We start from the raw sequence: 25,583 nt of genomic DNA, 5'->3' as shown, positions 1-25,583 counted from the left end.
TCTATACTCCTTTCTAAAAAGCTGATATTTCCTCTAAAAGGGGAAGTTTTTTTGCGACAAACCTACGAGAACCAAACTGGCCAGCCTGGCAGTGTCCCTTTTAAAACCTCCACGAATAAATAATATACAAGTCCTGAAAATAAAGCTGAAATGATGAGCGAATTGACCCATTTTGAACGTTCCATCGTTTGGAAGCAGACAAATAAGAATAAGAAAGTAGTGATTACATAACCAATAGATTCCAACGTTAAAATATAAAACAAAGTTGCAATAAAAATAATGATGAATGGCTTATATTCCAATTTTTCTTTCTTTTCCTGATTGTTTTTATTTTGGAATGTCTCAAAAAACAAGCGAATACTTAACAATACCAACGCGATACCAAGTACGAGCGGGAAAATATCCGGCCCGACCACGCTTCCGTAAGATGAACTGGCCAGATTCCGGCTGCCGATGATGAATAATACGCCTACTGCAAGAAACAGGACTGAGGCAATACGGTCGAATTTCAATTCCATTCGAAGCCCTCCTTTTTTTGAAAAATAAGGGAAGGAGAAAAGTTTACTCCTTCCCGCCTTTATTACTTCTGCATGCCTAATGCTGTTAATAATTCTTTGACTTGCTTATCCTGCTCCCCTAAGAATTTTTGGAAGTCAGCACTGTTTTTGTATTCCAGTTCCCAGCCTTGTGTTTCTACTTCCTTTTTCCACTCTGGAGTTTGAACAAGCTTGTCGATTGTTTTTTCCCAATATGTTTTTGCTTCTTTAGACATTTTTTCAGGCCCAAACACACCGCGCCAAATCGTGAACTCTGCATCTACACTTTGTTCTTTAGCGGTTGGAACGTCTTTGAAATCGCCGCCTAAACGTTTTGCTGAAGTAATCGCCAATACGCGAATCTTGCCTGCTTTTAAGAATTCTTTCACGCTGGAAGCATCTGTGCCGATCACGTCTGCGTTGCCGCCAAGTAATGCGGTAATCGCTTCGCCGCCGCCATCGTAGGAAACATACTTAATTTTAGTTGGATCCACTCCGTATTTAAATGCCGGAAGAATGGAGATTAAGTGGTCCATTGAGCCAGGTGCGGAACCGCCGGCAAATGTTAGTTTAGTAGGATCTTTCTTCACTTCATCTAATACAGATTTTAAATCTTTAAATTTTGAATCCGCTTTTACAACGATTGCTCCATAGTCTTTTGTCAGCTGTGCCAATGGTGTTGTGTTTTTATAACCATATGGGCTGTTACCTTCTTTTTTCAAGTTGTTAATAATGATTGGCGGTGAGTTAACGAATAGCATATCATTGTTTGCCGCTTGCTGTGTGGCGTATTCCGCCATAAACACAGCACCGCCCCCGCCCGGCTTGTTTTCAACTGTTAAAGGCTGTTCCACCAATTTGGTTTCGCTTAAGATTTTTGTGAAGGAACGTGCTGTTAAATCCCAGCCGCCGCCTGCCCCAGATGGTGCCACAACGGAAATGGCTTTGGTAGGATAGCCTGTCCCTTCTTCTTTTTTGGCTGCTGGACTGGAAGTTTCTTTGCTGGCACCGCTGCTACATGCAGCTAGGCTTAATGCCAACGCTCCTGCAGTCACCACTGTAGAAAATTTTTTGAAACTAATCATCTCTTTAATTCCCCCTTGTAAACGTTTACTTAATTCTATAAAAAAATTAGAATATTGAAAGTTTATACACTTAAACAGCATTAAAACCTTATTAATCATTTTGTTCATTTTGTTCACACAATCGTCAAAAATGAGTCGTGGGGACGGTTCTCGTGCCTCAAAAATTTCGTTAGGCGGACATCTTGGACCATTCATCCGGTCCAGCCAAACAAAAAAAGCTAGGGCCTCCGCCCTAACCTCTATGATTATTTTAAATGCCTCATCGAAATACGTTGATTTTTATTCTCATCATGTAGTTTCTCTATATAATCATCCTGTATTGCCTCTTTTAAACTTTTTGTTCGTTTTGTGATGGTGATGGTTAAAAACAAAATATTTAGAGTCATAATTTGACCACCTTTCTTTCACTTTTTAAAATGACCAGTCGGTTTATTTAGTCTCTAAAAAAAGATACCCTTCAAAATAGACTGCTAAGTCTATTTTGATTTTATTATATATTTATGCAGAATTCAATGATTTTGCGCTGAACTTTTTGAAAAAAACGCATATGGAAAAGTTTGTTCCACATGCGGTTCTCGTCAGGCTAAGCCTTAATTTTTCTTAAAAACATTTCCTTCATCTCGTTAATCACATCATTACTTGGAAAGTCGGGATAGATAGTTTGAATCATTACCCCATCAATCATCGACCAAAATACATTGGCATAAATTTCTGGCTTCAGTTCCTTTTTTATCTCTCCTGAATGCTGACCCTCTTTAATGATTTGTGAAAAAAGCTGGATAAAATACTCTTGTCTTCGCTGGTTTAATTTTTCCAACAATTCTGGGTGACGAGAGGCATGAAGTTTAAATTCATCGTGTACAACAATATTGCCGATATCTTCTCGATCCTTTGGTGATAAATACATATCAAATAGATGTATTATTTTATCTATGGAATTGGTGCATTTCTCCAATTCGCCAGTTAGTTTTTCATACGTAGCCTCAGTACTCGCCTTCATCAATTCCAGAAAAATTTCATCTTTGCTTTTGAAATAATTATAGATGGCCCCTTTGCTAATTCCGGAATGCTGCACAATGTCGTCAACGGTAGCAACCAGGAATCCTTTCTGAGCAAAGCAGACAAGAGCACTATCCAATATCTCTTTACGCTTTTTTTCTTTATAGGAATCGGATACAATTGGCGGCATAGCTGTTCCCCCTTTTGCTGAACGAAAAATATTATGACCAGTCGGTTTATTTTAATTATAGTTTTAATTACCATAAATTATCAATGAATTCATCAATTTTCTACATATTAATTTATTCTGGCAATTCTTTATACGCCAGTTTCAAAATGATTTCTCTATGCTGTGGATATTTTTGCAATAGCTCGTCCTGTGTAAACAATTCAAAATCCTGAAAATCAAAGCCAGGTGAAACCATGCAGCCTACTAGCGAGCATGTTTCTTTCTCCATGACTGATGAACCGAAAATAGCGTTTTTCGGGACAAGCGCTTGCGGAACTTCGCCATTGTTAAAATTCAATCCAAGCATAATTTCCTCATATTCTCCATTTTCATGAATGATATGAATAGTCAAAGAGCTTCCACCATGATAATACCATAATTCGTCTGACTTCAACCGATGAAAATGGGAAACGTCATCAGACGTCAATGCAAAATAAATACTTGTATACAGCTTTCGTTTTCCATTATAATTCACAGCTAACTCTTGGTCAGATATCTGCTCGAAAGATTCAAAAGTTCGTTTATAATAACCGCCTTCGGGATGAGGCTCCAGCTCCAAATTTTTCACCAAAGAATTCAGCATTTGAATATCCATATATTTACTCTCCTCTTCATAGAGAACTATTTAAAAATAATTTTTAATTTTTGTTTGGGGCCACAATTATCTGAATATTACGTGTTAATAAAATAGTAAGATAAATTTTCCTCCGAAAGTATTTTTTTAAATGTTAATTTGTCTATTAAGAAAAGTCAAATCTATGATTGAGCTTCTAGGAGAATATGAAAAATTTGTATAAATTTGATACAAAATAACGATGGACTATTTTTAAAAGCCTGCTATAATGCAATATATAAATATATTACACACGTAAAGGTGGGCATTATGGGGAACACTTGTAGATATGTTGTCAATGCTCTTGGTAAGGGTGGGGAAACATATTATACACAATGCAGGGATAAGCAAGAATTGAAAAAGTGGATAACTGATAATCAAGAAAAATTAGTTATGAATGAACTGCAAATCACAGATAAAAACCAAAATCCATTACTAAAATTATTTGGTATAAAAAAGTTTTTTTAACAAGATGACGCCATTCTATTAGAATGGCGTCTTTTCATTTTTCTTAACAGAATTTCAGAATCATTGATTTAGTGGAATAGTGATTCAGGCAACTTTACCCCACTTCCAACATTTCAACGTTATTAAATTTGTGTTTTTGGATGTAGATGAGCCGGATGGACAGTGCGATTCCTGCGGCGAGGAGTCCGATGGTGAGGCCGATCCAGTAGCCTCTTGCCCCTAATCCGGTATAGTGTGCCAATAGGTATCCGGCGGGCAAACAGATGAGCCAGTAGGCAACTAACGTCATGATGAAGGCCAGATTCACATCTTTATATCCTCTTAACGCAGCCTGGGCTGTTGCCTGGATGGCATCGGAAATCTGAAAAAACAAGGCAAAAATTAAGAAGTTTGCCGTCAGACTAATAACGGCCACCTCGTTCGAGTAAAACCCTGCGACCTCGTAGCGAAAAGCCACCACAAATAATCCTGTGACAAGCGCAGTCACCACCGCCAAGACAATTCCTAGCCAGCTATAGACCTTGGCATCCTTATAGCGACGGGCACCCACTTCATATCCGACCAGGACCGTCTGCGCCATTGAAATGCTGATAGGTATCATGTAAAGGAACGACACGATGTTCAAAGCCGATTGATAGGCAGCTACCGTTGTTACATTAAACTTACTAATTAAAATAGTAACGACTGCAAACATGCTTGTTTCAAAAAACGTCGACAACCCCATCGGCACACCAATTTGTAAAATCTCCCTGCACTTCGACCACGAAAATTGCTTCATATTGCTAAACACTTGGTACGCAGCGAACGGTTCTTGTTTTAACACAATCAAAACCGTAAAAGCTAAAATTACCCAATAGGTAATCGATGTAGCATAACCGGCACCAGCACCACCTACCTCAGGAAAGCCCCATTTTCCAAAAATAAACACATAGTTTAACAGAAAATTTACCGGCAGGGATGAAATCATGATCACCATAACAACACGAGTTTTTCCCAATGCATAAATAAACGAGCGTAATACATTAAAAATGAAAAGCGGCAAAATTCCATAACTAAGCCCGACAAGATAGTTAAAAGCTGTATCCTGCACGCCACTTGGAAGATTCATTGTTACTAAAAGCGGTGCCAATAAAAAGAAACCAAAAACAATGATAACCAATGTTAATATGATGGAAAGATACACACCATGCTTAACCACAGCTGCAACTTCATGGCTCTTTTTTTCGCCAAAATATTGTGCAGCAATCGGCGATACTGCTAGGAGAATGCCGCTCAATCCAGTAAAAATTGGATTCCAAATCGAAGAACCAATCGCGACACCGGCCAGGTCGGTTGAATGATATTTTCCCGACATGATCGTATTGAAAAACACCATGGAAAACATCCCGAGCTGGGTGATTAAAATTGGAATTAACAGAACGAAGATTTGTTTTATTTTATCCTTCAAGGTGATAGTCTGATTCATGGGTAGTAAACTCCTTAAAAATACATTCAAAAAATAATTATACTAAATATTTGTTCCATTTTCCTCTATTATTTTCGTTTCTGTGGTTCAAAATATCCGCTGTGAAATTAATAAGCCCGCAAAAATTAAAAGCAGGAGCCATAGCCCCTGCTTAATTTTTCATGAACAACCTGTTCTGTTAATTAACCTTTTCAGCCTTGGCCTGGCTGGTAAGTACCGTGGCCGTGATGAGATCCATGTCCTGGATAATAACCGCCGTGGCCGTGGTGATACCCGTGTCCCGGATAATAACCGCCGTGGCCGTGGTGATACCCGTGTCCCGGATAATACCCGCCGTGGCCGTGGTGATACCCATGTCCCGGATAATAACCACCATGGCCGTGATGGTAGCCCATTCCCGGATAACCAGGATAACCCATGCCTGGTTGCACGCCTGGATACCCCATGCCCGGATGCCCAGGTGGTGCATAACCTCCGCCCGGTAAACCAATTGTTACTTGTCTATCCATTCTTTATCTCCTCCTCAAAATGGTTACAAATTAGTATATGTGTCCAAATTGAATGAGGGTTAGGCTTATCGCCCAATTACTTATGCTTATACAATTGCTTCTTCACTTGGTCTGTTCACTTCGCGCCGATTTTCCTTGATCATCATCCCGCCGAGTAAGCCGATCAGCGCAAATACGGCTGGAATAATAAAGCCATAGTGGTACCCCACACTTGCACCGAATGAATGAAAGTGGTCTAATACCTTACCAAAAATGCTAGGCAAAAGTACTGCGCTGATAAAGCCGCCTGTGTTTGCGAATCCTGTGACTACGCCAACCTCCTTAATGGGGAAAGACTGTCGAACGACCGCAAAGGTTAGAGTACTGCCGCCATTTCCATATCCTATTAAAAAGAAAAGAATATAAAGAAGGAATACAGGCGGATTTCCACCGAAAAGCCAAATGACAGTCCAGCTTAAAAAAATAACAACATGAACCAGGACATATGGCCTTTTGAGTGAATCAATCCGTGCTGAAAACCAGCTTGTTACAGGCGCGCCGATGATGGCGCCAATCAAGCCAATCATAACAAGCTGGCTGGCAGCAGATCTTGTCATGTCATATACGTGCATTCCGTATGGCACTGCCCATGAACCAATAAATCCAACATACGTCCCAACTGCTCCAAAATGGCAGAAAAAAGCAGCCCATGCCTGACGATTTGAAAAAATCCGTCGCAGCATTACCAATGTTTTTTCCTGCCGCGGCTGTTTTTTAAGGTACGACTGTTGCGGCTTGGTTTTGTTCAAGCCTATTTGATTTGGCTTTATAACCAAAACACAATATAAAAGAATTGCTATAAGGCAGAGAATAATACCCGTTGTCAAAAAAGGCGGTCTCCACCCAAATGAAGCAATAAAGGCAGAGAAGGGAACTGTCGCCAATAAAAATCCAAGGCTTCCGGCCATTCCCGCTAAGCCAAGTAATTTTACAAATTCATTGGCTCTAAACCACCCGCTTAAAATCAACACCAAATTGACCCAAATGGCGGCATCCCCTATTCCCACCAGCAATCTTGCCGCAAAAAGAATGGCTTCATTCGCTGCAGTACTATAAATAATTGTCCCAAGCCCTGTCAGGAGGGTGCCGCCAATAAGAAAATAATTTGGACCCAAACGGTCAGATAAAATCCCAATCGGAATTTGCAGTCCGGCATACGCCAAAAACTGTATACTTGCCAACAAACCAATCGTGGCCGCTGGTAAATGGAAATCCTTCATTAATTGATCCGAAATTAATCCAGGTGCTGTTCTTTGACTTACAATAATAAAATACGTAAACAACACTGCCGTAAAAACTATCCATCTATAATTGCTATTTTGTTTTTCCAATGTTCCATACCCCTGTTGTATTGATTATTTCCTTATTATACTCCATATTTCCCTAGATGAATTCCCTAATTTCCGATGGAGGCGGTTACATATAAAAAATTTTGGTTCTCGAAATAATTGTCATTTGTGATTCCCGTCACCCCGTTCCTGCATCCATATTTACTAAAATAAATCTACAGGGGAAGGTGATAAAATTGGAAAAAAGAATATCTAATTTTTCTATTTTTGAGAATTACCACGATAGGCAGGTCGTTTTAAACTACTATGAGGACGAAGATTTTTTATGGAAAAGAGATGGATTTCATTTTGATAAAATACAATTTTTAAATGGAGTGCTTTTATTTTCAAAAAAAGATGGAAAAACATTTTCCATTTCCATTAAGGATTATGACAGTGTATCAATAAATACTGATTTTCAAAACTACTTCATGTTACGCAAAGGCTGTAACAGTATGGAAATGTATTTTCCGAATTGAACCGTCGAGAAAGGGTATTTTTTCAGCAATTTTTAATTTTGTAAAAACCTAAATGACCAACCTTTAGTTGTTTATCCCTGCTAACTGGCCTGTTGATTTCCGCTCCGGGCACTCGCTTTCCGCGGGGAGCTCCTGGAGCCTCCTCGGCGCTTTGGCGCCTGCGGGGTCTCCAGTGACCTCTATATCCCGCAGGAGTCGAGAGCCCTCCGCTCCAATCAACAGGGAGGCAAATCAACCTAAGTTTTGCAACACACATTTTCCATCTTTGCTAAGTGTGTTGCAATCTTTTTCATATCTTGACAGACTGCAATAAGGTAAGTCTGTTCTCTTACATTATTCAATGCCCGTAACTAGGAAGAAAAGAGAAACCAATATAAATCAAGCGAAAAAGGTTGTCGTCTGGACTAATCCATCGATAGAAACAAATTCATATTCACTATAGCAATACTCTATTGGATTGACCATTGAATTCACCACTTATTTTATTGGAGTTGTAGAACTTTATTGAATACACCGTTGATTGGCGCGGAAGGCACGAAGACTCCTGCGGGAGTACGGGGCAGGGGAGACCCCGCAGGAGCGAAGCGATGAGGAGGCTCCCCGGCACGCCCGCGGAAAGCGAAGTGCCTGGAGCGCCAATCAACAGACTTGTTGAAAAGACTTATATTTATAATATAATAACAATTTAACGCGGTTAATCATTAAAGAATATGAGTAAAATATAAGGCTGTTGATAGCTTCTCGACAGCCTGGGGGACCAATAAAGGTCCCTGTTTTTATTGTTTCGTTATTTTTGAAGGATTATTAATTTTATATAACACTGGCACTTCGACAGTGAACTCCTCCGCCACGTCCTTCCCTTTTGCAAGTTTTTTTGCGGCAACCTTCCCATCGAACTCGAGAATATCCCCAGGGGCAAGCTCAAATTTTTTCAGTGTTTTGCTGTGGCTGCACCAGGCTAGTCCAAGGGCGAGAGGATTTTCCTGGACGATTTGGACATTTTCAAGGACAACGACTTCATCGTTTTCCTCGTTAAACGCGTTATAGGTCAGGGCGAATTGCTTCACAGTGGCTGTAAAATGCACTTTATCTGCAGGCAGCTCTATTTTAGGCGCCTTTTCCTTTTTAGGTTTAGCCTCTTTCACTTTTGCCGGTTTGGCCGGCCCGGCTTGGGAGTTGATTTCCTTTGTTTCTGCTTTACTTTCCAGATAGATTTTTGCAGATTTCTCCTGACTAACTGCGGTATCTGCTTCCTCTACCTTCACATCCCGATCCTCAAGCGTAAGCATGCTTTCCTTCCCGAAACTTGCCTGCTGCATTTCCTTTAAATAAGCCGGGTGAATACAGCTAAGGTTTCCATCTGAAAATTCTATTACAAGGGTGTAGTTTTGATTTCCGTACATTTCATAGCCTTTTATGCTTACCAAGCATTGAAATCCTCTGTCCTTATACCAAAATTCTTTTTTGGCTGCTGACAACCCCCATTCCTTCAGCTTCCCTTTAAAATCCTCTTCGCTTTGAAAGCTCTCATATTCTCCCATTGGCGGTATGTATTGGGTTGGCTTCTTTTTCGTCAATTGAGACTGCTGTGCTGCCAAATATTGCACGTCCTTCCATTCTGATTTGTATTTTTATTATAGCATGTTCTTCTTGACTGGCCTAAAAACGGCGAAAGTGATGATGGGTTTATTTTTTAAAAAATACTTAGTGCAACGAAGATTTTTGGATGTATAATAGCTTTGTATATTTAAAGATGAACGGTGGAGACAGATGCGTACTTACAATGAAAAAATCAGCATATATCATGGAATGGTGTCGACTGTTGCGACAAACTTGGCAAGCAATTATTTTCCCATCTTTGCCATTTCCATTCTTGGGGCGAGCAATTATCAGGTCGGATTAATCAGTTCTCTGCCGCCGCTTGTCGCCCTCATTATGACCATTCCTGCTGCCGTTATCTTAAATCGGTTGGAAGAGCAAAAGAAAACCGTTGCCTTGTCCGTTCTATGGGCAAGGGTATTGTTTTTACTGCTCATTGGTGTGGTTTATTTGCAGTCATCCATGCAGGCATGGACATTTTTATTGATTATTGCCTTAATGAATGTTCCCGGTACCATTTCAAACGTAGGCTGGCAAACATTAATCAGCGGGATGATTTCCGAAGAACGAAGAGGTACATTTTTCAGCGACCGTAACCGGCTTTTAACCTTGGTAGGAATGGTAACAACACTGATTATCGGGATTGTCATGAAGAAAGAAACAGATAACGCGGCTGCATACCAGACCTTATTTTTTATAGCCTTTGGCTTTGGTGTACTGGAAGTTGTTTTCTTAATGAGGCATAAGGAAACGATACAGTTGAAACAGGTGAAGGAACCGAAGAATTCTTCGATGGATTGGTCAATTTTTAAGGACCGGGGCTATAAATGGTTTCTGATCGCTGCCCTGTGTTTTAATTTCACTTGGCAAATGGCTTGGGGACTGTTCAATATTTATAACGTAAAATATGCTCATGCCACGATTCTGTGGATTAGTATTTTCTCTGTTGCGAATCAGCTAGTACAAATTTTTTCCTATCCGCTCTGGAAAAAATGGGCAGATCAAAAATCCAATACATTAATGCTCGTGTGGGTGGCGGCTGGAATGGCTACTGCGCCTTTATTAAATGCTCTATCTACGAACCTTTATTATTTAACGTTTGTCAGCATGACTTCGGGTTTCTTTGTATCAGGGACCGTGCTGCTGTTGTTTAACCTATTACTCGAGCAATCACCGAAGGAAAAGAGAACCTATTGCATCACCACCTACAACGTTCTTCTTTCCTTCGTTGCCTTCATCGCACCGCAAATCGGCATCTGGCTGCTCGAAATCGGAGGCATCGTCAATGCCCTAAACATCAGCACCGTATTAAGATTCATGAGCGCCCTTGTCTTCCTGCTCATGTACATGAAATCCCTGAAAGTGTCAATGAAGGTATCACAATGATGGTGTTTCAATGAAGGTATTACTACGTACGAAGGTGTCATGGACCGCGCTTGGACAATTCCCTCCAGAGACGGACACATAATATGGAAATTACTCTTTAAAAGTTGGGGTTTTTATCCCAACTTTTTATTTTTAAAACTAGGCAGTGAAGAATTTATTTTAAGTGTCACAACTAGGGATTATTCATAATGTAAAGGTAGGCTGATATCTGATTTCGGGGGGAAAGAATATGATTCGTATAAATAATCAGGTTGTTAAGGCTGAGGAACTTTATAAACAAATCTCCAACCAAGAACAGCGGAAAATTATAAAACAAATGACTGCTTATGAAGAGGTTTATTCGTATCAAACCGTGGAGCAGCTTAAATTCGAACTGACTTTTCGGTCTAATACGATGAGAGCTGCCCGTGAACTGAACAAAAGCGGCGCAATATTTACAACCTTTACCTATGCAATCTGCAATAAAAAATATTGGGACCGGCTCGGCAACGGAGGGTTCTTACTAAAGCCAGGGGCAAGTCCTTCGACTGCCATTCTAGACATCTTAAAAAACGGAAAGCTATATGCTTTTGAGTGTTCCACTGCTATAGCCATTGTTTTATATATTGCTACCCTTTATTCAATTGGCAGAACACGATTTGATCTGCTGTTTGAACGCCTATATTTAATGGACTGGCAATTTGATGAGGATTTGCCGATATACCAAAAATTTGGTGATGATTATTTACCAGGAGATGCTCTTCATTTCAACAATCCAGATTTCAGTCCAAAGGAACCTCATTGGAGAGCGGAAAATGTCATCTATTTTGGCGACGATCAATACTATGGCCACGGAATCGGTATTCGAAACGCCAAAGTCATTATAGACTTCCTAAACAAAAAACGAAAACCCAGTCCCAACCACTCAGCATATCTGATGAACATGATCTCTCGCCCAAATTATTCATATTTTCTAACATAACGGTAATGGTTTCAGGCACCGCGCGTGGACATTTGTCCACTTACGGTGCCTGAATATGACATCCTTAAATTCTCAAGATTATTATCTATTAAAAGTTAATGTAGGCATCTTCTGGTTTGATATCCTTATTGATAATTTTGGTATCTTTTAGCCATTTTGCGGCATGTTCCCAGACTACAGAATCCTGGTAGCCGAATGGTTTATCTCCTGCATCCATCAACGGCAGCAGAATTTCGAGGCTCTTCGTCTCGATGTCCTTTTCCAATGGCGATGATTTGTCTTCATGCTTTAATAGAATGGACAGCCCCTCTTCCGGATGGTTCGCAACATATTTTTGTCCATCTCTTATGGCGGCCATAAACTTCTTAAATACTTCAGGTTTTTCCTTTAACCCTTTTTCACTTCCTACCAGCACCAATTCATAATAGTCTGGTACACCATAATCTGCTGGATTTAATGTACGCATTGGGTGTCCCTCTTTATCAAGCAATAATTTCTCATGATTGATATAGCCGCCAATCAAGGCATCGGTTTTTTTCGTAGCCATCGCTGGAATCAAGTCCCAGCCAACATCGACCATTTTTATCTTTCCAGCATCTCCGCCATTTTCCTTTACCATCGTTTGAATGATCGCTTCATCCAATGGAATCGATGGATAGCCAATCGTCCGTCCAGCCAAATCCTTCGGTGATTGAATCGGGCTATCGGCTGCAACCATTAATTGGTTAAGCGGATGTCTAACGAGAGCAGCGAAGGACCGAACAGGAATATCCTCTCCACGTGCTACTAATACCTGCGGCTGGTAACTGATCGCCATGTCAAATTTTCCAGCGGCCACAAGTTTTAAAGGATCGTTCGTGTCTGCAGGCATTTGAATGTCGACATCCAGTCCTTGTTTTTTGAAATACCCCTTTTCTTGTGCAGCAAAAAGAAACGAGTGAACGGCATTCGGATACCAATCAAGCATCAAGCTGACTTTCTGGCGGCCCTCCTCTTTACTTGAGGACTTATCGGCCCCTGCCTTCCCGCATGCGCTAACTAACAGAAGCAGCAAACTTACCATAATTAATAAACTTTTTTTCACCATAATGACTTCCTTTCACCAATTAACGAATCTTATTTTTTATTAACTTTTTTTCTAGTAAGCTTATAAACAAAAACAACACAATTCCCATTAAAGAAAGCAGAAAAATAGCTGCAAAGACCGAATCTGACTGGAGATTCGAAGACATCCTCCGGCTAAAATAGCCCAGCCCTTCACTTGCCCCTAGCCACTCTCCGATAGTGGCGCCGACGACACAATAAACCACCGCCATCTTCAAACCGGACATGATGGGTGGCAAGGCCATCGGAACCTGCACCTTTTTAAAAATAGTCCAGCGTCCGGCCCCCATTGTTAACAGTAACTCACGATATTCGCTTCCGCCCGTCTTCAACCCGTCATAAGTACTTACAACGATTGGGAAAAAGGCAACCAAAATCGTCACCGCTACCTTGCTCCAAATGGTATAACCGAACCACATGATAAAAATCGGCGATATGGCAATCATCGGGATCGTTTGCGAGATGATTAGAAAAGGATAAAGCACTTTTTCTAATATCCTAGAAAAATGCATACCAACGCCTAAAAACAGCCCTCCTATAAGCGAAAGTCCAAAGCCAATCAAAACCTCTAAGAATGTCGCCGGTAAATGCTCGCCCAAAAGAATCTCACGATTATTCACAAGTGCCTCGCCGATTGCCATAGGTGCAGGCAGAATAAATGAAGGCACCATTCCAGCTTCAACTACCCACTGCCAAATACTGATTAAACAAATGGCCGTCAGCAAGAACAAACCGTATTCTCCGACCCACCTTTTCCATTTACTTTTCATGCTGTATCAGCCGCTCCAATTCTTTACGCATCGAAATAAACTCTGGTTGATAAATAGATTCTGAGTTTCGTGGTCTTGGCAGGATGACCTTGTATTCCTGGATTCCTCTATTTTGAAGGAGAAGAATTCTATCGCTTAATAATATTGCCTCCTCGAGATCATGTGTTATGAACAGAACGGTCTTTTGAAGCTCACCCCATAGCCCCAATAACCAGCTATGCATTGTTCGTTTCGTTAATGAATCCAGTGCTCCAAACGGTTCATCCAACAATAAAATTTCCCTGCCTGTCATAATGGTCCGTAAAAAGGCGACACGCTGTTTCATTCCGCCTGATAATTCATCTGGATAAGCATTTTCATATTCCTCAAGGCCGAAGCGCGATAACCAAGCACGGATTTCGTGTGACTTTTCCCGCTTGTCCTCTTTCACGATTTCTAAGGGCAACAGCACGTTTTCTATTACCGTCCGCCAAGGCAGCAGTAAATCTTTTTGCGGCATATAGCCAACTTTTCCTAGTCTGCCTGAGGTTAGTTCCCCAGCAATTTGTATTTTTCCCTGGCCTGGTTTAAGCAGTCCGGTAATTAATTTAAAAAGTGTGCTTTTACCTGATCCGCTTGGGCCAATAAGCGAAACAAACTCCCCCGCCTTTAAATCGAGCGAAAGCTGTTGAAAAATCGGCCAAGCGTCCCTATCAAACCTATATGTTAAATCTTCGATGTGTAACATAGTTGAATTAGACAGGCCAATCTCCTCCCTCATAGACCATGTCCCAGAACATATACTCAAATCTGGATGTAATGAGAAAATGCTCTTCTAAAACCGCCAATTCTCGCTCTGGTTTTCCTTCCGTTAATTGGTCTAGCAAATCTATTAGCCAGATAGCCAGGGACCCAAATTCATCAGAAGAATACATTTTGACCCAGTCGCCGTATAATAGATGATTGCTAGAGTTTTGATAGTTTTCTGCTAGCGTTTTGCCAATTTCCCAATAGCTCCACATACATGGCAGCAGGCTTGATATTAATTCCTCCAAGGAACCATTTTGAGCCACATTCAGCATGTAGCGGGTGTAAGCTAAATTAATCGGAGTAGGTTCCGTGCCTTCAAGATCCTGTTCCGTTATTCCAAACCGTTTTGCATACTGGCGGTGCAGGTCCATTTCACCATGTAATGTTTCGTCTAAAAGCTTTGCAAAAGCCGCCATGGTCCCGACATTTCTTGCCTTCACCGTTCCAAACGCAAACAACTTTGAATAGTCAATAAGAAACACATAGTCCTGCTTCATATAGCGAATAAAAGATTCGACCGGGAGATCACCACGTCCCAACCCGACTACGAATGGGTGCTCATGTGTTTTCTCCCAAATACAGTTAACTTTTTCAAAAAGCCGTTCTGAAAATTTCATTGGCTTTACGCCTCCTTCTCTGTGTTACACCAGACAGCAATAAATTGTGCTAACACTTTTGTAAAGTCTAACAATTGCCGAATCTCGACCTTCTCATTAACAGCATGGGCATCCTCTAGTTTTCCCGGTCCAAAAATAACTGTCGGAATTCCTGCCCGGCCAAGCCAGCCTGCATCTGTTACGGTCGTTGACATATCTAGTACAGGCTTTTTCATAAGCGTTTTTTCAAAGGAGCTTGCCAGCATTCGGGTTCCGGAATGGTCCAAATCAAGCTCTAAGGAAGGGAATATTTCACCACGATCGATTATCATGGATTTACCGCCCCAAACAAATTCCGGTGGATTGTCACGAAGCCATGGATCCGCTGCTGCCACTGTACCAATATGCTGCTCGATTTCCTTTATAATCTCTTCGTAATCTTCATTTGGGTAGAAATGAACGGTTACCCACAAGGCACAGCGGTCGGCAACAAACGCAGCATGCCTTCCGCCCTCAATCACAGCAGGGTTAATTGTATTCATACCTGATGGAAAACCTTTGTAGCTTTTTGTTACAGCCCAGTGGCGTTCAAGCTCTTGAAGACCATCGATGATTTTCATCATTTTTTCAATCGCACTGGCGCCATTGACACCTCCGCCGGCATGAATCAGCCTTCTTCTCATTCCATCATGATAGGTTTCTTTGCTTTGAATTGTTATCCAGCCGGTTATGACGCCGCCCTGCCCTTGGATATGTAAATCGCTTGTGTCTACTACTACTGCATAGTCAGCAGAATAGCCCCTTTCCAAACAAGCAAGCGTTCCTGCTTCGCCAACTTCTTCCCCGATAACAGACTGAAATTGCAAATCCCCTTTAAGCGGAACCCCAAGCTCTTTTAAAAGTTTTATTGCAATGAGAGCTGCGGCAATACCTCCCTTCATATCGGCAACGCCACGTCCATAAATATAAGGATCCTTGATTCTGGCAGAAAACGGGGCAGACCCCCATTCCTTCTCATCGCCAACCTCAGCAACATCCACATGTCCATTGACAATTAAACTATTATATTGCTCAGAGGATTCACCCTTTAAAATTCCAACCACATTCGAATCCCCGGGATATACTTCCCACATATCGATTAGAAATCCCAAGTTTCCTAAATAGCTTTTAAGAAACTTCTGGATTCTCGTTGTATTGCGGGCCGGAGGACTTTCAGTCGGAAACGCAATTAGGTCGCTCAAAAGTTTAAGCAGTTCGGCTTCCCTAGCTTCCACTTCTTGTCCAATCGTTTCTATTAAATTTTCCAGATCAACCATTCCTAAAGCCTCCTAAATTCATTCTAGGTTTTAAAAAAATAAAACCCACTCTTTATAGCAAAGGTAAGAGTGGGTTTTGATCGTTCCACTTCCCTCCGCTGGGATCATCCAGTTCAGGTTCAAAGGGTTCGGAGCCGTGCCCCATCTCAAGCCTTTTAGGCTTCCCCCAGTGAAGGTCCTATTTAGTTACGGTGATATTTTTCTCGCCAAGCGGCACTTTCTTCCTTAAGAAAATCGTTAAAATCACAAATCCAAGCAGTGCTCCGGCAAAGGAACTAAAAATAAATAATGGGATAAACCCGAATAGCGTTGCTTTCTGCCCGAGGATTAGGGTTGCAATAGGATAGGAAAGCAATGCTCCAAGAATACCCGTCCCAATAACTTCTCCTATAACAGCAAAGTAGATTTTTCTAGTTTTCCAAAATAATAGTCCGGCTAGAAACGCCCCGAAGATGCTTCCAGGAAACGCAAAAAGCGACCCCGTCCCCATCATATTCCGAAGCAGGGAAACACAAAAGGCCTGGGCCACGGCATAATAAGGGCCCAACAGTACCCCAGAAAGGACATTTAAAAAATGCTGCATTGGAAAAACCTTTGTAAAGCCAATCGGAATCACGACCAAATTACTTGAAAGAGTCCCCATCGCAATCATCATGGCTGTTAACGTAAGCTTATACGTTTTTTTCATGATTTCCTCTCTCCCCTACACTTTTTCGTAAAGCCTTTGCAGCTATGAGCGGTGAATTGGCAAGGCTGATGGCGGTTATAACTGAAACGCCATCAGCTCCGGCTTCCACTACAGTTGCCGCATTTTCACTTGTAATCCCGCCAATTCCAACGATTGGTACAGCAATTCCTTGGCTTCGCAGTTCCTCGATAAGTGCAGTCCCTCTTGATGGCTTTTCATCGGCCTTCGTTTTTGTTGGAAATACCGGTCCAATTCCGAAATAATCGGCACCGGCGCTAAGTGCTCCTTCTGCTTCCTCAGGAGTATGAACGGATACACCAAGAATTTTACTATTGCCAATTTGACGCCTGACTATTTCAGCCGGTTCATCCTCCTGACCGATATGAACCCCATCTGCGTTAAGCCTGATTGCTAGTTCAATATCATCATTAACGATAAACGGAATTCTGTGTTCTTTGCATAGGCTTTGCAGTTTTTTCGCAAGAGCATATTTTTCTTCCCCGATTAAAGCCTCTTTGCCTTTTTCCCGAAATTGAAAAAAGGTAATTCCTCCGGCGATGGCTTCTTTCAATACCTCAACAGGGTCCTTCCTGCAGTTTGCTGTTCCCATAATAAAATATACTTTCAATGCTTCGCGTAAGTTTATCATGATTGGACCATCTCCATGATTCTTTTCCGGTAAGCACCATGGTTTGTCGGCCCATGTCCCTGACCAATCGCAATTCCATCTTCAATTGCAGCCTGAATAAAATCCTTCGCCTTGATGACCGCTTGATATACATCTGCTCCCTTAGCCAGTTCGGCGGTAATCGCTGCTGAAAAAGTGCAGCCAGTGCCGTGTGTGTTCTTAGTCGGAATTCGCTTACTCGTAAAAGTATAGAATTCTTTTCCATCGAATAGGAGATCTATCGATTCTGAAGGGTTTTCATCATGGCCGCCTTTCAGAACAATGTTCTGCACCCCTAAGGCATGTAATTTTTTTGCTGCTTCACGCTTATCTTCCGCTGTACGTATAGACATCCCGGTTAGAACCTCAGCCTCGGGAATGTTCGGGGTAACCATTTTGGCAAGCGGCAATAAAAATTTCTGCATCGCAGAAATTGCTTCCATCTGCAGCAAGGAAGCTCCGCCTTTGGCAATCATTACAGGATCGACAACAACATTATCCCAATGATATTTTGTAAGATTAACAGATACAGCTTCGATAATTTCCGCATTAAATAACATACCCGTTTTCACCGCATCGGTCCCCATGTCCTCACCGATGGCTTTCATCTGTTCGATAACAACTTCGGCTGTCATTGGATAAACCCCATGGACGCCTAATGTATTTTGCACAGTAACGGCGGTTAATGCGGACATGCCAAAAACCTCTAACTCCTGAAACGTTTTTAAGTCCGCCTGAATTCCTGCCCCGCCGCCTGAATCGGAACCTGCAATCGTTAACGCCATTTTCATTATTGCTCTCCTCCAGCTAATTTTTTTATGGAAGCGTAAAGATTGATGTCATCTGAAGCAACCTTTGAAAGCTGGTTCAAAAATTCGATTTGAAAGCTTCCTGGGCCTGATTCCACCGTTAGTTCCGCCGCCTTTTCTGCGGCTATTCCGTATATCGAGACTGCAGCAACAGACGCCTGCATTAAATCTTTTTCTACCCCGGTAAACGCACCAATAACGGAGGTTAACAGACAGCCAGTACCTGTCACTTTTGTTAACAATGGATGCCCATTAGCCACAACGTATGTAGTCCTGCCATTGGTAATAACATCTTCTTTCCCTGTGATGACGACGATACAGTTTAATTTTTCTGCAGCAGTAATGGCAAGATCGGCAATATTACCATTTGTGCGTCCCGCATCAACACCCTTGATTTCCCATTTCTCGCCAACGACATTGGCAATTTCAGCGGCATTCCCGCGAATGATGGATATCTTTAATTCCCTCATGATTCTTTGCGCTGTTTCCGTCCGATAAGGGGTTGCCCCTGCACCCACCGGGTCAAAAATAACCGGAATACCCTGTTCATTGGCCGCCTTCCCTGCCAAAATCATCGAATCTACCGTTTGCGGATTTAACGTACCAATATTTAAAACTAGTGAACTAGCAATCCTTGCCATATCGGCTGCTTCTTCAACAGCATTGGCCATTACCGGTGAAGCACCAAGAGCCAAAAGTCCATTCGCAGTAAAATTGGTTACCACTACATTCGTAATATTATGTACAAGCGGTTTAGCATCTCTCACTTTTTGCAATGTTTCAAACAAAGTGTTTTTAAGCAAATCCTTTTCCTCCTTTTAAAAAATAAAAAAACCAGACCCTTATAAAGGACCTGGTTAAGTTAAGTAAGAAACCGTAAAAATTAAACATGGTCTACTTTCCTACGCTGGTATTATCCAGATCAGGTCCGAAGGGTTAAAAACTAGCCGTTTTCTCTCAGCCCGCTTACAGGGCACCCCTAGTAGTTACATCAAATATGAAATTATCATCAGAATAAACCTAAGAATCTTTTTTGTAAAGAAAAATTTCTTAAGAATATACTTTTGTTTAATCTGCTTCTAAAAATTCGATTCCAAAAATTTGTAATTCTTAACTCTCTTTCGCAAGCTCCATCAATTCTTTAAGTTCATTTGTAAAACCCTTAACGGCTCTGTTATCGACAACCGTTACAGGAACACCGAGAAAACCGTATTTCTCCACTTCCTTTTGATACTTAGGATTTTCTGCCACATTTCTTGTCTCAAAGGGAATGCCTTCTTCAGTCAGGACTTTCTTAACCATTGTGCATTCGATACAGTCGTTGGTGGTATAAACAATTAATTGTTTGCTCATGAAAAAATTCTCCTCTGTTCGATTATGTCTAACGATAACAATATTCATTTTACCTATTAAAAGCAATTAAAATGATTATATGCCAAATGATTTGTATTAAGCCAAACAGTGGGAATACAGCTTCATGTCGGGTCATGTCGTTTTTGTGCACCGCTCTTCCGACATGACAACTCGAGAAATGTCACTTCATGCGCTTTCCCAAGGAATAAACACAATAATTTCCCATCACAAAACAAACTATTCAAACTAAGACCACGAAAAAACAAAAAAATAACCGTCAAAAAATGACGGTTTAAACGATTGTATACCTATTTTTTTACAATTTATTCACCTCAGGTGGACAAATTGCCAAAATGTCTTTTTGTGGTGTCTAACACCCATTTTCTTTTCATAAACCTTTCGACCAATTTAGGAAGAATTTTTTTTCGCCTTGTTACGAGTGTTGTTACTATTGCTTTTTTTTCGTCTTTTGTGACGCCCCATTCTTCCGGGATAAGCTCAACAATTTCTTCTATTAATAAAATGGGGATTGTTTGAATGATTTCTAAGTACCCATTAAATATTTTTTCATCCTCGATATAGGCCGACATCAATTCATGTGTGGCACTTTTTAATATATCGGCAGGGAGATTCTCTACATCCTCCTGGGTCCAATTAAAAGACCCAAAGACCTCTGCCTGGTCGATCATCCAAAGCTTATATGCACCTGAGGCAACTTCTTGAAAAAGAACATTCATACGGGTCCGATCACGATTAAACAACCAATAATCAAATGCAATAATACCCGCTAATGACTGGTGGTTATCAATAGATGAAATTTTTGAAACCTGGTGGCCATCCAGACAATCGGGAATATACAAGGATGCAAATTGGTATTGGGTGTGTCCCATCTCGGCAAGTTCAGGCACCTGTAACGAGAATTCCTGCGGAATTTCTACGATTCTGGCAAATGGAATTGGCAATCCTAGATATCGCCCAAGGCAGTAGGCGACCCATTCATTGGGCAAAGATCTTTCAAAGCCTTGCTGAAAAAATTTCACCACATACTCCCTGCCATCATCAAACGTAATTAAATGAGCATTCGATTTTCCTTGTAATTTTTTCTGATACGAAACAGGTTTAATCAAGTCGCCTCCACCTCCCCATCTCCATCTCTCTCCGATTGATTGAATGATTTTAATAATTGAACATATTGTTCCGCGACCACTTGGATGGCGAATTTCTCTTCCACCCGACGGACAGCAGCTTCCGACATATTTCGATGCATGTCGGGATTGTCTACAATCTCATAGATTTGCTTGACTGCATCGTCGACGTTTTGGCCCCGATAAAGCAAGCCTGTCTCACCATTTACCACCAGTTCGTTAATTGGCATGATGTTCGAAGCCACAACAGGAACCCCGCACACCATCGATTCAATAAAAGTATTCCCGAACGATTCCGACTTGGTTGACGCTAGGGTGCAGCCGCCCGATTCGCGAATTTTGGCATAGACATGCGGCATCTGCTGGTACGGAATAATGGGAAACCATTTCACAATGTCAGTTAGTTCCCCGTCCTTCCAGGCGGCAGCAAATTCTTCCCGCTGGACGCTTTGTGCACCGCCAATTAGCCAGAATTCTATATCATCGCGTTCATGTTTTATTTTCTCGGCTACCTCCAATAGCATCGGCCAATTCTTCCGCCTATCAGTCCGGCCAATCCAGCCGACAATTTTTTTACCAAGCTGGTTAAGAGGCAGGCTTGCAAAATCGATTTCCTCCACAGGCAGTGCCCGAAAAAAGGACGTATCGACTCCGTTGTATATAACGTGAATAGGAATATCCTCTGTAAGAATGGAAACAAGCCTTTTCTGATAGTGGGAAGGAACAATGATTAGTTTAGGCTCGATTCCTTTGAAGGTTTTCAAATGCGGCATCAATTTGATAAGCTCGGGGGTTCTGGCCTCTATTAATATAGGACCTTCGTATTTCGCTTTTCGAATCCACTTGTAGGCAGCACCGGTGTCGACTACGATGATGGCATCATATCCATTTTCTTTGATAATGTTAATAATCTCCTTGTCGTCCTTCGTTAAATAAACTTTAGCCACATCCTGCATAATATGAAGGCCGCCGTGGTCCGTCGTATAGAGAAATTCGGTTTCAATTCCATGTTTTTTAAAATAAATGGCTCGATTTCGCCAACCGGCATTTACTCCTCCTACAGTGAGCAAGCGCCAGATGACTAATATCTTCATGTTCGCTTCACCTCTTTTTTTAATAGGTTTGTAGATTACCTTTTGTGTCGTTTTTTATCTTTTTCATGCTTGCGACGCTTACGATCTTTATCATGATGACCTTTACTGTGGTGACGATCTTTTTTTCGGTCATCATAACTGTATCCTTCATATCGGCTGGAGCGTTTATCCTTATTTTTCTTGCTGCGCTCTTTCGCTGGGTAATTCTTCTCGAAACTTTGTTCACGTTTATCCCAGTACTCATCAATCTTTTCCATAACTACTTCTGGGTCAGTACCCCGGGCCAGCATGGATTTGATCCATTCTTCCTTAAAAACCTTGTACATTAACCCTTCAAGCTGTAATACGTATTTTTTTTCGTTGTCTACTATTAAATTCTTTTCACTTAATTTTTTTAAAGTTTTTTTGTCGGATTTCTGCTTGAGTATAATTTCATAAATATGACGTGAAAGTTCTTCCATACGGATGAAGTTCTGCCATTCCTCATATAAGTCAGGCGATAATGCTTGTACATGGGATAAAAATACTTCTTTATACTCTTTCCCTAAGGAATTAATTAATTTTCTAGGATAAGGGTAAACACGGTCGCGCCATACGGTCCTCGCGACATCAATCACCTTTAAGCTCCCGTCCTCCTGCAAATAGATTTGCCGTTTATGATGGTCTATCCGTTCATAACCTATCTTTTTAAAAGTAATGAGCATGTCTATTAGTTTTGCAGAGAGTTCCTCCGTTAATGGCTGTGATTGCAAATATTCCCGCAAATCAACCCCTTTGATAATCTCCATTGCGATGTAAAGCTTTCCTTTTGCATATACTCGCGGTAAAAGGGTGGTATTTTGGCCAAGCGATAAAGCATAAAACTCCCGTTCACAATCCTCTTCATTTCCAAACACCTTAACGCAAATGTCATTAGTATATTGAAAAACTGCTCCCTGCCTGCCTTTACCAATCATCGTCATCAGGGTATTATTCACAACCTCCACATCTGCATTCGGTACATTTTGGACGCTAATAGAGCTCAATATATTTTCAAGACGCTTAATATCCATTTATTTCCTCCCTCCTGTATTTATTAAAATATGCCATTAGGCTTGAAGCATAATTCATTAATATTACCTCCACAAAACGATAACCTTCCAAAATCTTAACAATATCTGCCTCTTCTAATAGTTAATTCATATGAGCGGCGAATGGTTAAGGCTTGTATCCTATAAATGTGAAAGTAATTTTTGAAAATAGTATTTTTTCATAAAAAAAACCTTGATAACAAGGCCAGATTGTCGAGAAAGAGTATTTTTATCGGCAATTTTATTTTTTGTCCAAACCTAAATGACCAAACTTTTATTGTTTATCCCTGCTAACTGGCCTGTTGATTTCCGCTCCGGGCACTCGCTTTCCGCGGGGAGGTCCTGGAGCCTCCTCGGCGCTTTTGGCGCCTGCGGGGTCTCCAGTGACCTCTATATCCCGCAGGAGTCGATTGCCCTCCACTCCAATCAACAGGGAGGCAAATCAACCAAAAGTATTGCAACACACATTTTCCAGCGTTGCTAAGTGTGTTGCAATCTTTTTCAATTTAGACAGGCTTTCTAGTTGTCTTTCAGAACGAATACCAAAAAAATACCCAATAAACATCATTTTTAAAAAAATAAGGGAATCAGATGGGCGGCCATTGTCCTCACTATAAAAAGGACGAACTTTTTCAAGAAGAAACGAGAAATCAATATATTTGTCAATCAAGCTAAGAAGGGTGGTCATCTGGATCCAATTCTTCAATAGAAACAAATTCATATTCACTTTGGCTATACTCTTTTGGCTTAAACATTAAATTCACCACTTATTTTTTTGGAGTTGAAGAACTTAATTGAATACACCTGTTGATTGGCGCGGAAGGCACGTAGACTCCTGAGGGAGTACGGGGCAGGGGAGACCCCGCAGGAGCGAAGCGACGAGGAGGCTCCCCGGCACGCCCGCGGAAAGCGAAGTGCCTGGAGCGCCAATCAACAGACTTGTTGAAAAGCCTTATATTAATAATGTTACAATAAATTAACGCGGTGGATCATTAAAGGAAATGAGTAAAATAAAAGGCTGTCGATAGTTTCTCGACAGCCTGACCTTGATAATTCAAGGTTTTTAATTTGGAATACGTAATACCTTGGCTTATAGAATTAAAAATGCTATTGGTGCTGTAATCAGGATGGTCAGGACTACTCGTTCGAACCAGATGACCACAAGTTTGCCGACTGTAAGTGGTATTTCAGTTGAAAGGATACATGGTACCACTGCCGAGAAGAAAATGATGGAAGAAACCGATACAACGGCAATGACAAACTTTGTAACAAGTGCAGCCTTTGTTACTAAAAGTGCCGGTAAGAACATTTCGGCAATACTTAAAGCACTGGCTTTTGAAGCAAGCATGGCATTCGGAAGCTGTACGAGCTTTGCAAAAGGATAGAAAATGTAGCCAAGCCAATCAAAAACTGGGGTAAATTCCGCTAAAACAAGACCCAGCAAGCCCACTGACATGATCGAAGGAAGAATCCCCATTGTCATGATAAAGCCGTCTTTAAGGTTGTCCCAAATGTTTTTACCAAGACTAGGAGACTCGTTCGCAGTTACCATCGCTTCTTTCCATGCAGTCTTCACTCTGTCTTTCTTAATGATAACCTCTTCGTCACCCTCCATATCTTGATAATAGGAATCACTCATTTTGGATAACGGCCAAATGCGGACGGTAATAGCGGTTACAATGAAAGTTACTACAAAAGTTACCCAAAAGTACGCATTCCAGATGTTCATTATATCCAGTGTTTTAGCAACAACTATCATAAATGTGGCAGAAACAGTAGAAAATCCTGTTGCAATAATCGCTGCTTCTTTAATAGTATATTTTCCTTCTTTAAAAACACGGTTGGTAATTAATAATCCAATTGAGTAGCTTCCTACAAAGGATGCCACTGCATCAATAGCAGAACGTCCCGGTGTCTTCCAAATCGGCTTCATCACCGGCTGCATAAAGATTCCGACAAATTCAAGCAATCCATAACCGACTAATAAAGCCAGAAAAACGGAGCCGATTGGTACCAGCAAACCAACTGAAATGACTAATTTGTTAAATAAAAACGGTGCCATATTTGGGTCAAAAAACCACTTAGGGCCGACATTAAATACAAGCATCACACCTGCCACAAAACCAAACACTTTTAGGATTGAAAAGACTAATGTTACCGTGTCTTTTTTCCATGTGCCTTTAATAAATGGGTAAACAGCACCCAATAAAACCACGAGCAATGCATAATATGGCAGAACTCCTGGAGCCGCCGTTTGAATGTAGGAAACAATGTGGTCCAGCATGATAGATGATTTCCCATTTACTGTTACCGGAATAAAAAAGACAAAAATACCAATGGCACTATAAACAAAAAACTTCACGATATTCATCATGTTGCTGTTCTGTAATTCCGGCTGTACAGCCTTTACTTGTTCAACTGAATGATTTGCCATACTCCATCCCCCTTGAAATAAACTTCCTTTAGTTCATTAAAGTACAAAACCA

Annotated in this window: 27 protein-coding genes, 1 pseudogene and 2 riboswitches; of the genes and pseudogenes, 4 read left to right on the top strand and 24 right to left on the bottom strand. The window is 41.1% G+C overall.

The genetic code is table 11. From position 1 onward, the window contains the following. Window positions 1–62: 62 nt before the first annotated feature. The 5 genes from QNN06_RS13685 to QNN06_RS13665 form a co-directional block, all read right to left on the bottom strand. Window positions 63–518 (bottom strand): tripartite tricarboxylate transporter TctB family protein, encoded by a 456-nt coding sequence (locus QNN06_RS13685; protein ID WP_284037723.1) that lies wholly within the window; start codon window positions 516–518, stop codon window positions 63–65. Window positions 519–580: 62 nt separating this feature from the next. After that, window positions 581–1,621, bottom strand: coding sequence for a tripartite tricarboxylate transporter substrate binding protein (locus QNN06_RS13680; RefSeq protein WP_213115839.1), 1,041 nt, complete (start codon window positions 1,619–1,621; stop codon window positions 581–583). Between the two features lie 245 nt (window positions 1,622–1,866). Continuing rightward, window positions 1,867–2,007, bottom strand: coding sequence for a YrzI family small protein (locus QNN06_RS13675; RefSeq protein ID WP_213115840.1), 141 nt, complete (start codon window positions 2,005–2,007; stop codon window positions 1,867–1,869). A gap of 197 nt (window positions 2,008–2,204) precedes the next feature. After that, window positions 2,205–2,810: a TetR/AcrR family transcriptional regulator gene (locus tag QNN06_RS13670; protein ID WP_284037722.1), complete on the bottom strand. Its 606-nt coding sequence runs from the start codon at window positions 2,808–2,810 to the stop codon at window positions 2,205–2,207. A gap of 112 nt (window positions 2,811–2,922) precedes the next feature. Further along, entirely contained in the window at window positions 2,923–3,444 is a 522-nt protein-coding gene (locus QNN06_RS13665; RefSeq protein WP_284037721.1) for a cupin domain-containing protein, read from the bottom strand. Between the two features lie 288 nt (window positions 3,445–3,732). Between QNN06_RS13665 and QNN06_RS13660 the strand changes: the two genes are divergently transcribed. Then, entirely contained in the window at window positions 3,733–3,930 is a 198-nt protein-coding gene (locus tag QNN06_RS13660; RefSeq protein ID WP_213115843.1) for a hypothetical protein, read from the top strand. Between the two features lie 94 nt (window positions 3,931–4,024). Here QNN06_RS13660 and QNN06_RS13655 read toward each other — a convergent pair whose 3' ends face one another. The 3 genes from QNN06_RS13655 to QNN06_RS13645 all read right to left on the bottom strand — a co-directional run bounded on the left by QNN06_RS13655 (window position 4,025) and on the right by QNN06_RS13645 (window position 7,274). Next, window positions 4,025–5,395: an MATE family efflux transporter gene (locus tag QNN06_RS13655; protein WP_213115844.1), complete on the bottom strand. Its 1,371-nt coding sequence runs from the start codon at window positions 5,393–5,395 to the stop codon at window positions 4,025–4,027. 191 nt (window positions 5,396–5,586) lie between these two features. Then, window positions 5,587–5,904, bottom strand: coding sequence for a hypothetical protein (locus QNN06_RS13650; protein WP_217033941.1), 318 nt, complete (start codon window positions 5,902–5,904; stop codon window positions 5,587–5,589). Between the two features lie 86 nt (window positions 5,905–5,990). Beyond that, the gene (locus QNN06_RS13645; protein ID WP_213115847.1) at window positions 5,991–7,274 is read right to left on the bottom strand and encodes an MFS transporter; all 1,284 of its coding nucleotides are present in this window, start codon (window positions 7,272–7,274) and stop codon (window positions 5,991–5,993) included. 194 nt (window positions 7,275–7,468) lie between these two features. On the opposite strand from QNN06_RS13645, the gene QNN06_RS13640 reads away from it, so the two are divergent. Then, complete coding sequence (locus tag QNN06_RS13640; RefSeq protein WP_284037720.1) at window positions 7,469–7,750, top strand: hypothetical protein; 282 nt, start codon at window positions 7,469–7,471, stop codon at window positions 7,748–7,750. A 776-nt stretch (window positions 7,751–8,526) separates the two neighbouring features. Here QNN06_RS13640 and QNN06_RS13635 read toward each other — a convergent pair. Continuing rightward, complete coding sequence (locus QNN06_RS13635) at window positions 8,527–9,357, bottom strand: hypothetical protein (protein ID WP_481819250.1); 831 nt, start codon at window positions 9,355–9,357, stop codon at window positions 8,527–8,529. 163 nt (window positions 9,358–9,520) lie between these two features. Here QNN06_RS13635 and QNN06_RS13630 point away from each other — a divergent pair, with 163 nt between their 5' ends. Further along, on the top strand, window positions 9,521–10,735 hold the full coding sequence (locus QNN06_RS13630) for an MFS transporter (protein WP_284037718.1): 1,215 nt from the start codon (window positions 9,521–9,523) through the stop codon (window positions 10,733–10,735). 229 nt (window positions 10,736–10,964) lie between these two features. Then, window positions 10,965–11,696, top strand: coding sequence for a protein-glutamine gamma-glutamyltransferase (locus tag QNN06_RS13625; protein ID WP_284037717.1), 732 nt, complete (start codon window positions 10,965–10,967; stop codon window positions 11,694–11,696). A gap of 88 nt (window positions 11,697–11,784) precedes the next feature. On the opposite strand, the gene QNN06_RS13620 is transcribed toward QNN06_RS13625, so the two are convergent. The 15 genes and pseudogenes from QNN06_RS13620 to QNN06_RS13550 form a co-directional block, all read right to left on the bottom strand. After that, window positions 11,785–12,783, bottom strand: a complete 999-nt coding sequence (locus QNN06_RS13620) for an ABC transporter substrate-binding protein (RefSeq protein ID WP_481819249.1) — start codon at window positions 12,781–12,783, stop codon at window positions 11,785–11,787. 19 nt (window positions 12,784–12,802) lie between these two features. Further along, window positions 12,803–13,570: an ABC transporter permease gene (locus tag QNN06_RS13615; protein WP_284037715.1), complete on the bottom strand. Its 768-nt coding sequence runs from the start codon at window positions 13,568–13,570 to the stop codon at window positions 12,803–12,805. Continuing rightward, window positions 13,560–14,330 carry an ABC transporter ATP-binding protein gene (locus QNN06_RS13610; RefSeq protein ID WP_284037714.1) on the bottom strand — a complete coding sequence of 257 codons (771 nt, stop codon included), beginning with the start codon at window positions 14,328–14,330 and terminating at the stop codon, window positions 13,560–13,562. Before QNN06_RS13610 ends, QNN06_RS13615 begins: the two co-directional genes overlap by 11 nt. Then, a complete protein-coding gene (gene tenA / locus QNN06_RS13605; protein ID WP_284037713.1) occupies window positions 14,305–14,976 on the bottom strand; it encodes a thiaminase II in 672 nt (223 codons plus the stop codon). The genes QNN06_RS13610 and tenA overlap by 26 nt, the downstream gene beginning before the upstream one ends. A gap of 5 nt (window positions 14,977–14,981) precedes the next feature. Next, a complete protein-coding gene (locus QNN06_RS13600) occupies window positions 14,982–16,271 on the bottom strand; it encodes an acetylornithine deacetylase (protein ID WP_284037712.1) in 1,290 nt (429 codons plus the stop codon). A 73-nt stretch (window positions 16,272–16,344) separates the two neighbouring features. Beyond that, window positions 16,345–16,449: riboswitch (TPP riboswitch) on the bottom strand. After that, window positions 16,450–16,959 carry an energy coupling factor transporter S component ThiW gene (thiW, locus tag QNN06_RS13595; RefSeq protein ID WP_284037711.1) on the bottom strand — a complete coding sequence of 170 codons (510 nt, stop codon included), beginning with the start codon at window positions 16,957–16,959 and terminating at the stop codon, window positions 16,450–16,452. It abuts the riboswitch before it with no gap. Next, window positions 16,943–17,608 carry a thiamine phosphate synthase gene (gene thiE, locus QNN06_RS13590; RefSeq protein ID WP_284037710.1) on the bottom strand — a complete coding sequence of 222 codons (666 nt, stop codon included), beginning with the start codon at window positions 17,606–17,608 and terminating at the stop codon, window positions 16,943–16,945. The genes thiW and thiE overlap by 17 nt, the downstream gene beginning before the upstream one ends. Next, complete coding sequence (thiD, locus tag QNN06_RS13585; RefSeq protein WP_284037709.1) at window positions 17,605–18,417, bottom strand: bifunctional hydroxymethylpyrimidine kinase/phosphomethylpyrimidine kinase; 813 nt, start codon at window positions 18,415–18,417, stop codon at window positions 17,605–17,607. The genes thiE and thiD overlap by 4 nt, the downstream gene beginning before the upstream one ends. Continuing rightward, window positions 18,417–19,238 (bottom strand): hydroxyethylthiazole kinase, encoded by an 822-nt coding sequence (gene thiM, locus QNN06_RS13580; RefSeq protein ID WP_217033956.1) that lies wholly within the window; start codon window positions 19,236–19,238, stop codon window positions 18,417–18,419. Before thiM ends, thiD begins: the two co-directional genes overlap by 1 nt. A 79-nt stretch (window positions 19,239–19,317) precedes the next feature. After that, a riboswitch (TPP riboswitch) is annotated at window positions 19,318–19,426 on the bottom strand. A gap of 119 nt (window positions 19,427–19,545) precedes the next feature. After that, window positions 19,546–19,788 carry a glutaredoxin family protein gene (locus QNN06_RS13575; protein WP_284037708.1) on the bottom strand — a complete coding sequence of 81 codons (243 nt, stop codon included), beginning with the start codon at window positions 19,786–19,788 and terminating at the stop codon, window positions 19,546–19,548. Window positions 19,789–20,120: 332 nt separating this feature from the next. Continuing rightward, entirely contained in the window at window positions 20,121–20,915 is a 795-nt protein-coding gene (locus tag QNN06_RS13570) for a HipA family kinase (protein WP_284037707.1), read from the bottom strand. Continuing rightward, window positions 20,912–22,027: a glycosyltransferase family 4 protein gene (locus QNN06_RS13565; RefSeq protein WP_284037706.1), complete on the bottom strand. Its 1,116-nt coding sequence runs from the start codon at window positions 22,025–22,027 to the stop codon at window positions 20,912–20,914. Before QNN06_RS13565 ends, QNN06_RS13570 begins: the two co-directional genes overlap by 4 nt. Before the next feature lie 35 nt (window positions 22,028–22,062). Continuing rightward, window positions 22,063–23,079 carry an RIO2 family protein gene (locus QNN06_RS13560; RefSeq protein ID WP_284037705.1) on the bottom strand — a complete coding sequence of 339 codons (1,017 nt, stop codon included), beginning with the start codon at window positions 23,077–23,079 and terminating at the stop codon, window positions 22,063–22,065. A gap of 535 nt (window positions 23,080–23,614) precedes the next feature. Further along, window positions 23,615–23,852, bottom strand: a pseudogene (locus tag QNN06_RS13555) (transposase); the annotation flags it as partial. Window positions 23,853–24,187: 335 nt separating this feature from the next. Then, window positions 24,188–25,471 (bottom strand): YjiH family protein, encoded by a 1,284-nt coding sequence (locus tag QNN06_RS13550; protein WP_249366492.1) that lies wholly within the window; start codon window positions 25,469–25,471, stop codon window positions 24,188–24,190. Window positions 25,472–25,583 lie beyond the last annotated feature (112 nt).

This window comes from Neobacillus sp. 114, from assembly GCF_030127045.1.
Taxonomy (GTDB): domain Bacteria; phylum Bacillota; class Bacilli; order Bacillales; family Cytobacillaceae; genus Neobacillus; species Neobacillus rhizophilus.
The sequence above is the reverse complement of the archived record's forward strand: the minus strand, read 5'-3'. Positions and strand labels throughout refer to the sequence as shown.

What these genes read in the sequence shown, in the direction of transcription:
- QNN06_RS13620 (WP_481819249.1), bottom strand. Translation starts at nt 12,783, where the DNA reads ATGGTGAAAAAAAGTTTATTAATTATGGTAAGTTTGCTGCTTCTGTTA.
- QNN06_RS13615 (WP_284037715.1), bottom strand. Translation starts at nt 13,570, where the DNA reads ATGAAAAGTAAATGGAAAAGGTGGGTCGGAGAATACGGTTTGTTCTTG.
- QNN06_RS13600 (WP_284037712.1), bottom strand. Translation starts at nt 16,271, where the DNA reads ATGGTTGATCTGGAAAATTTAATAGAAACGATTGGACAAGAAGTGGAA.
- QNN06_RS13670 (WP_284037722.1), bottom strand. Translation starts at nt 2,810, where the DNA reads ATGCCGCCAATTGTATCCGATTCCTATAAAGAAAAAAAGCGTAAAGAG.
- QNN06_RS13660 (WP_213115843.1), top strand. Translation starts at nt 3,733, where the DNA reads ATGGGGAACACTTGTAGATATGTTGTCAATGCTCTTGGTAAGGGTGGG.
- thiE (WP_284037710.1), bottom strand. Translation starts at nt 17,608, where the DNA reads ATGATAAACTTACGCGAAGCATTGAAAGTATATTTTATTATGGGAACA.
- QNN06_RS13650 (WP_217033941.1), bottom strand. Translation starts at nt 5,904, where the DNA reads ATGGATAGACAAGTAACAATTGGTTTACCGGGCGGAGGTTATGCACCA.
- QNN06_RS13685 (WP_284037723.1), bottom strand. Translation starts at nt 518, where the DNA reads ATGGAATTGAAATTCGACCGTATTGCCTCAGTCCTGTTTCTTGCAGTA.
- QNN06_RS13655 (WP_213115844.1), bottom strand. Translation starts at nt 5,395, where the DNA reads ATGAATCAGACTATCACCTTGAAGGATAAAATAAAACAAATCTTCGTT.
- thiW (WP_284037711.1), bottom strand. Translation starts at nt 16,959, where the DNA reads ATGAAAAAAACGTATAAGCTTACGTTAACAGCCATGATGATTGCGATG.
- QNN06_RS13630 (WP_284037718.1), top strand. Translation starts at nt 9,521, where the DNA reads ATGCGTACTTACAATGAAAAAATCAGCATATATCATGGAATGGTGTCG.
- QNN06_RS13575 (WP_284037708.1), bottom strand. Translation starts at nt 19,788, where the DNA reads ATGAGCAAACAATTAATTGTTTATACCACCAACGACTGTATCGAATGC.
- QNN06_RS13665 (WP_284037721.1), bottom strand. Translation starts at nt 3,444, where the DNA reads ATGGATATTCAAATGCTGAATTCTTTGGTGAAAAATTTGGAGCTGGAG.
- QNN06_RS13675 (WP_213115840.1), bottom strand. Translation starts at nt 2,007, where the DNA reads ATGACTCTAAATATTTTGTTTTTAACCATCACCATCACAAAACGAACA.
- QNN06_RS13550 (WP_249366492.1), bottom strand. Translation starts at nt 25,471, where the DNA reads ATGATGAATATCGTGAAGTTTTTTGTTTATAGTGCCATTGGTATTTTT.
- tenA (WP_284037713.1), bottom strand. Translation starts at nt 14,976, where the DNA reads ATGAAATTTTCAGAACGGCTTTTTGAAAAAGTTAACTGTATTTGGGAG.
- QNN06_RS13560 (WP_284037705.1), bottom strand. Translation starts at nt 23,079, where the DNA reads ATGGATATTAAGCGTCTTGAAAATATATTGAGCTCTATTAGCGTCCAA.
- QNN06_RS13610 (WP_284037714.1), bottom strand. Translation starts at nt 14,330, where the DNA reads ATGAGGGAGGAGATTGGCCTGTCTAATTCAACTATGTTACACATCGAA.
- QNN06_RS13625 (WP_284037717.1), top strand. Translation starts at nt 10,965, where the DNA reads ATGATTCGTATAAATAATCAGGTTGTTAAGGCTGAGGAACTTTATAAA.
- QNN06_RS13565 (WP_284037706.1), bottom strand. Translation starts at nt 22,027, where the DNA reads ATGAAGATATTAGTCATCTGGCGCTTGCTCACTGTAGGAGGAGTAAAT.
- QNN06_RS13680 (WP_213115839.1), bottom strand. Translation starts at nt 1,621, where the DNA reads ATGATTAGTTTCAAAAAATTTTCTACAGTGGTGACTGCAGGAGCGTTG.
- thiD (WP_284037709.1), bottom strand. Translation starts at nt 18,417, where the DNA reads ATGAAAATGGCGTTAACGATTGCAGGTTCCGATTCAGGCGGCGGGGCA.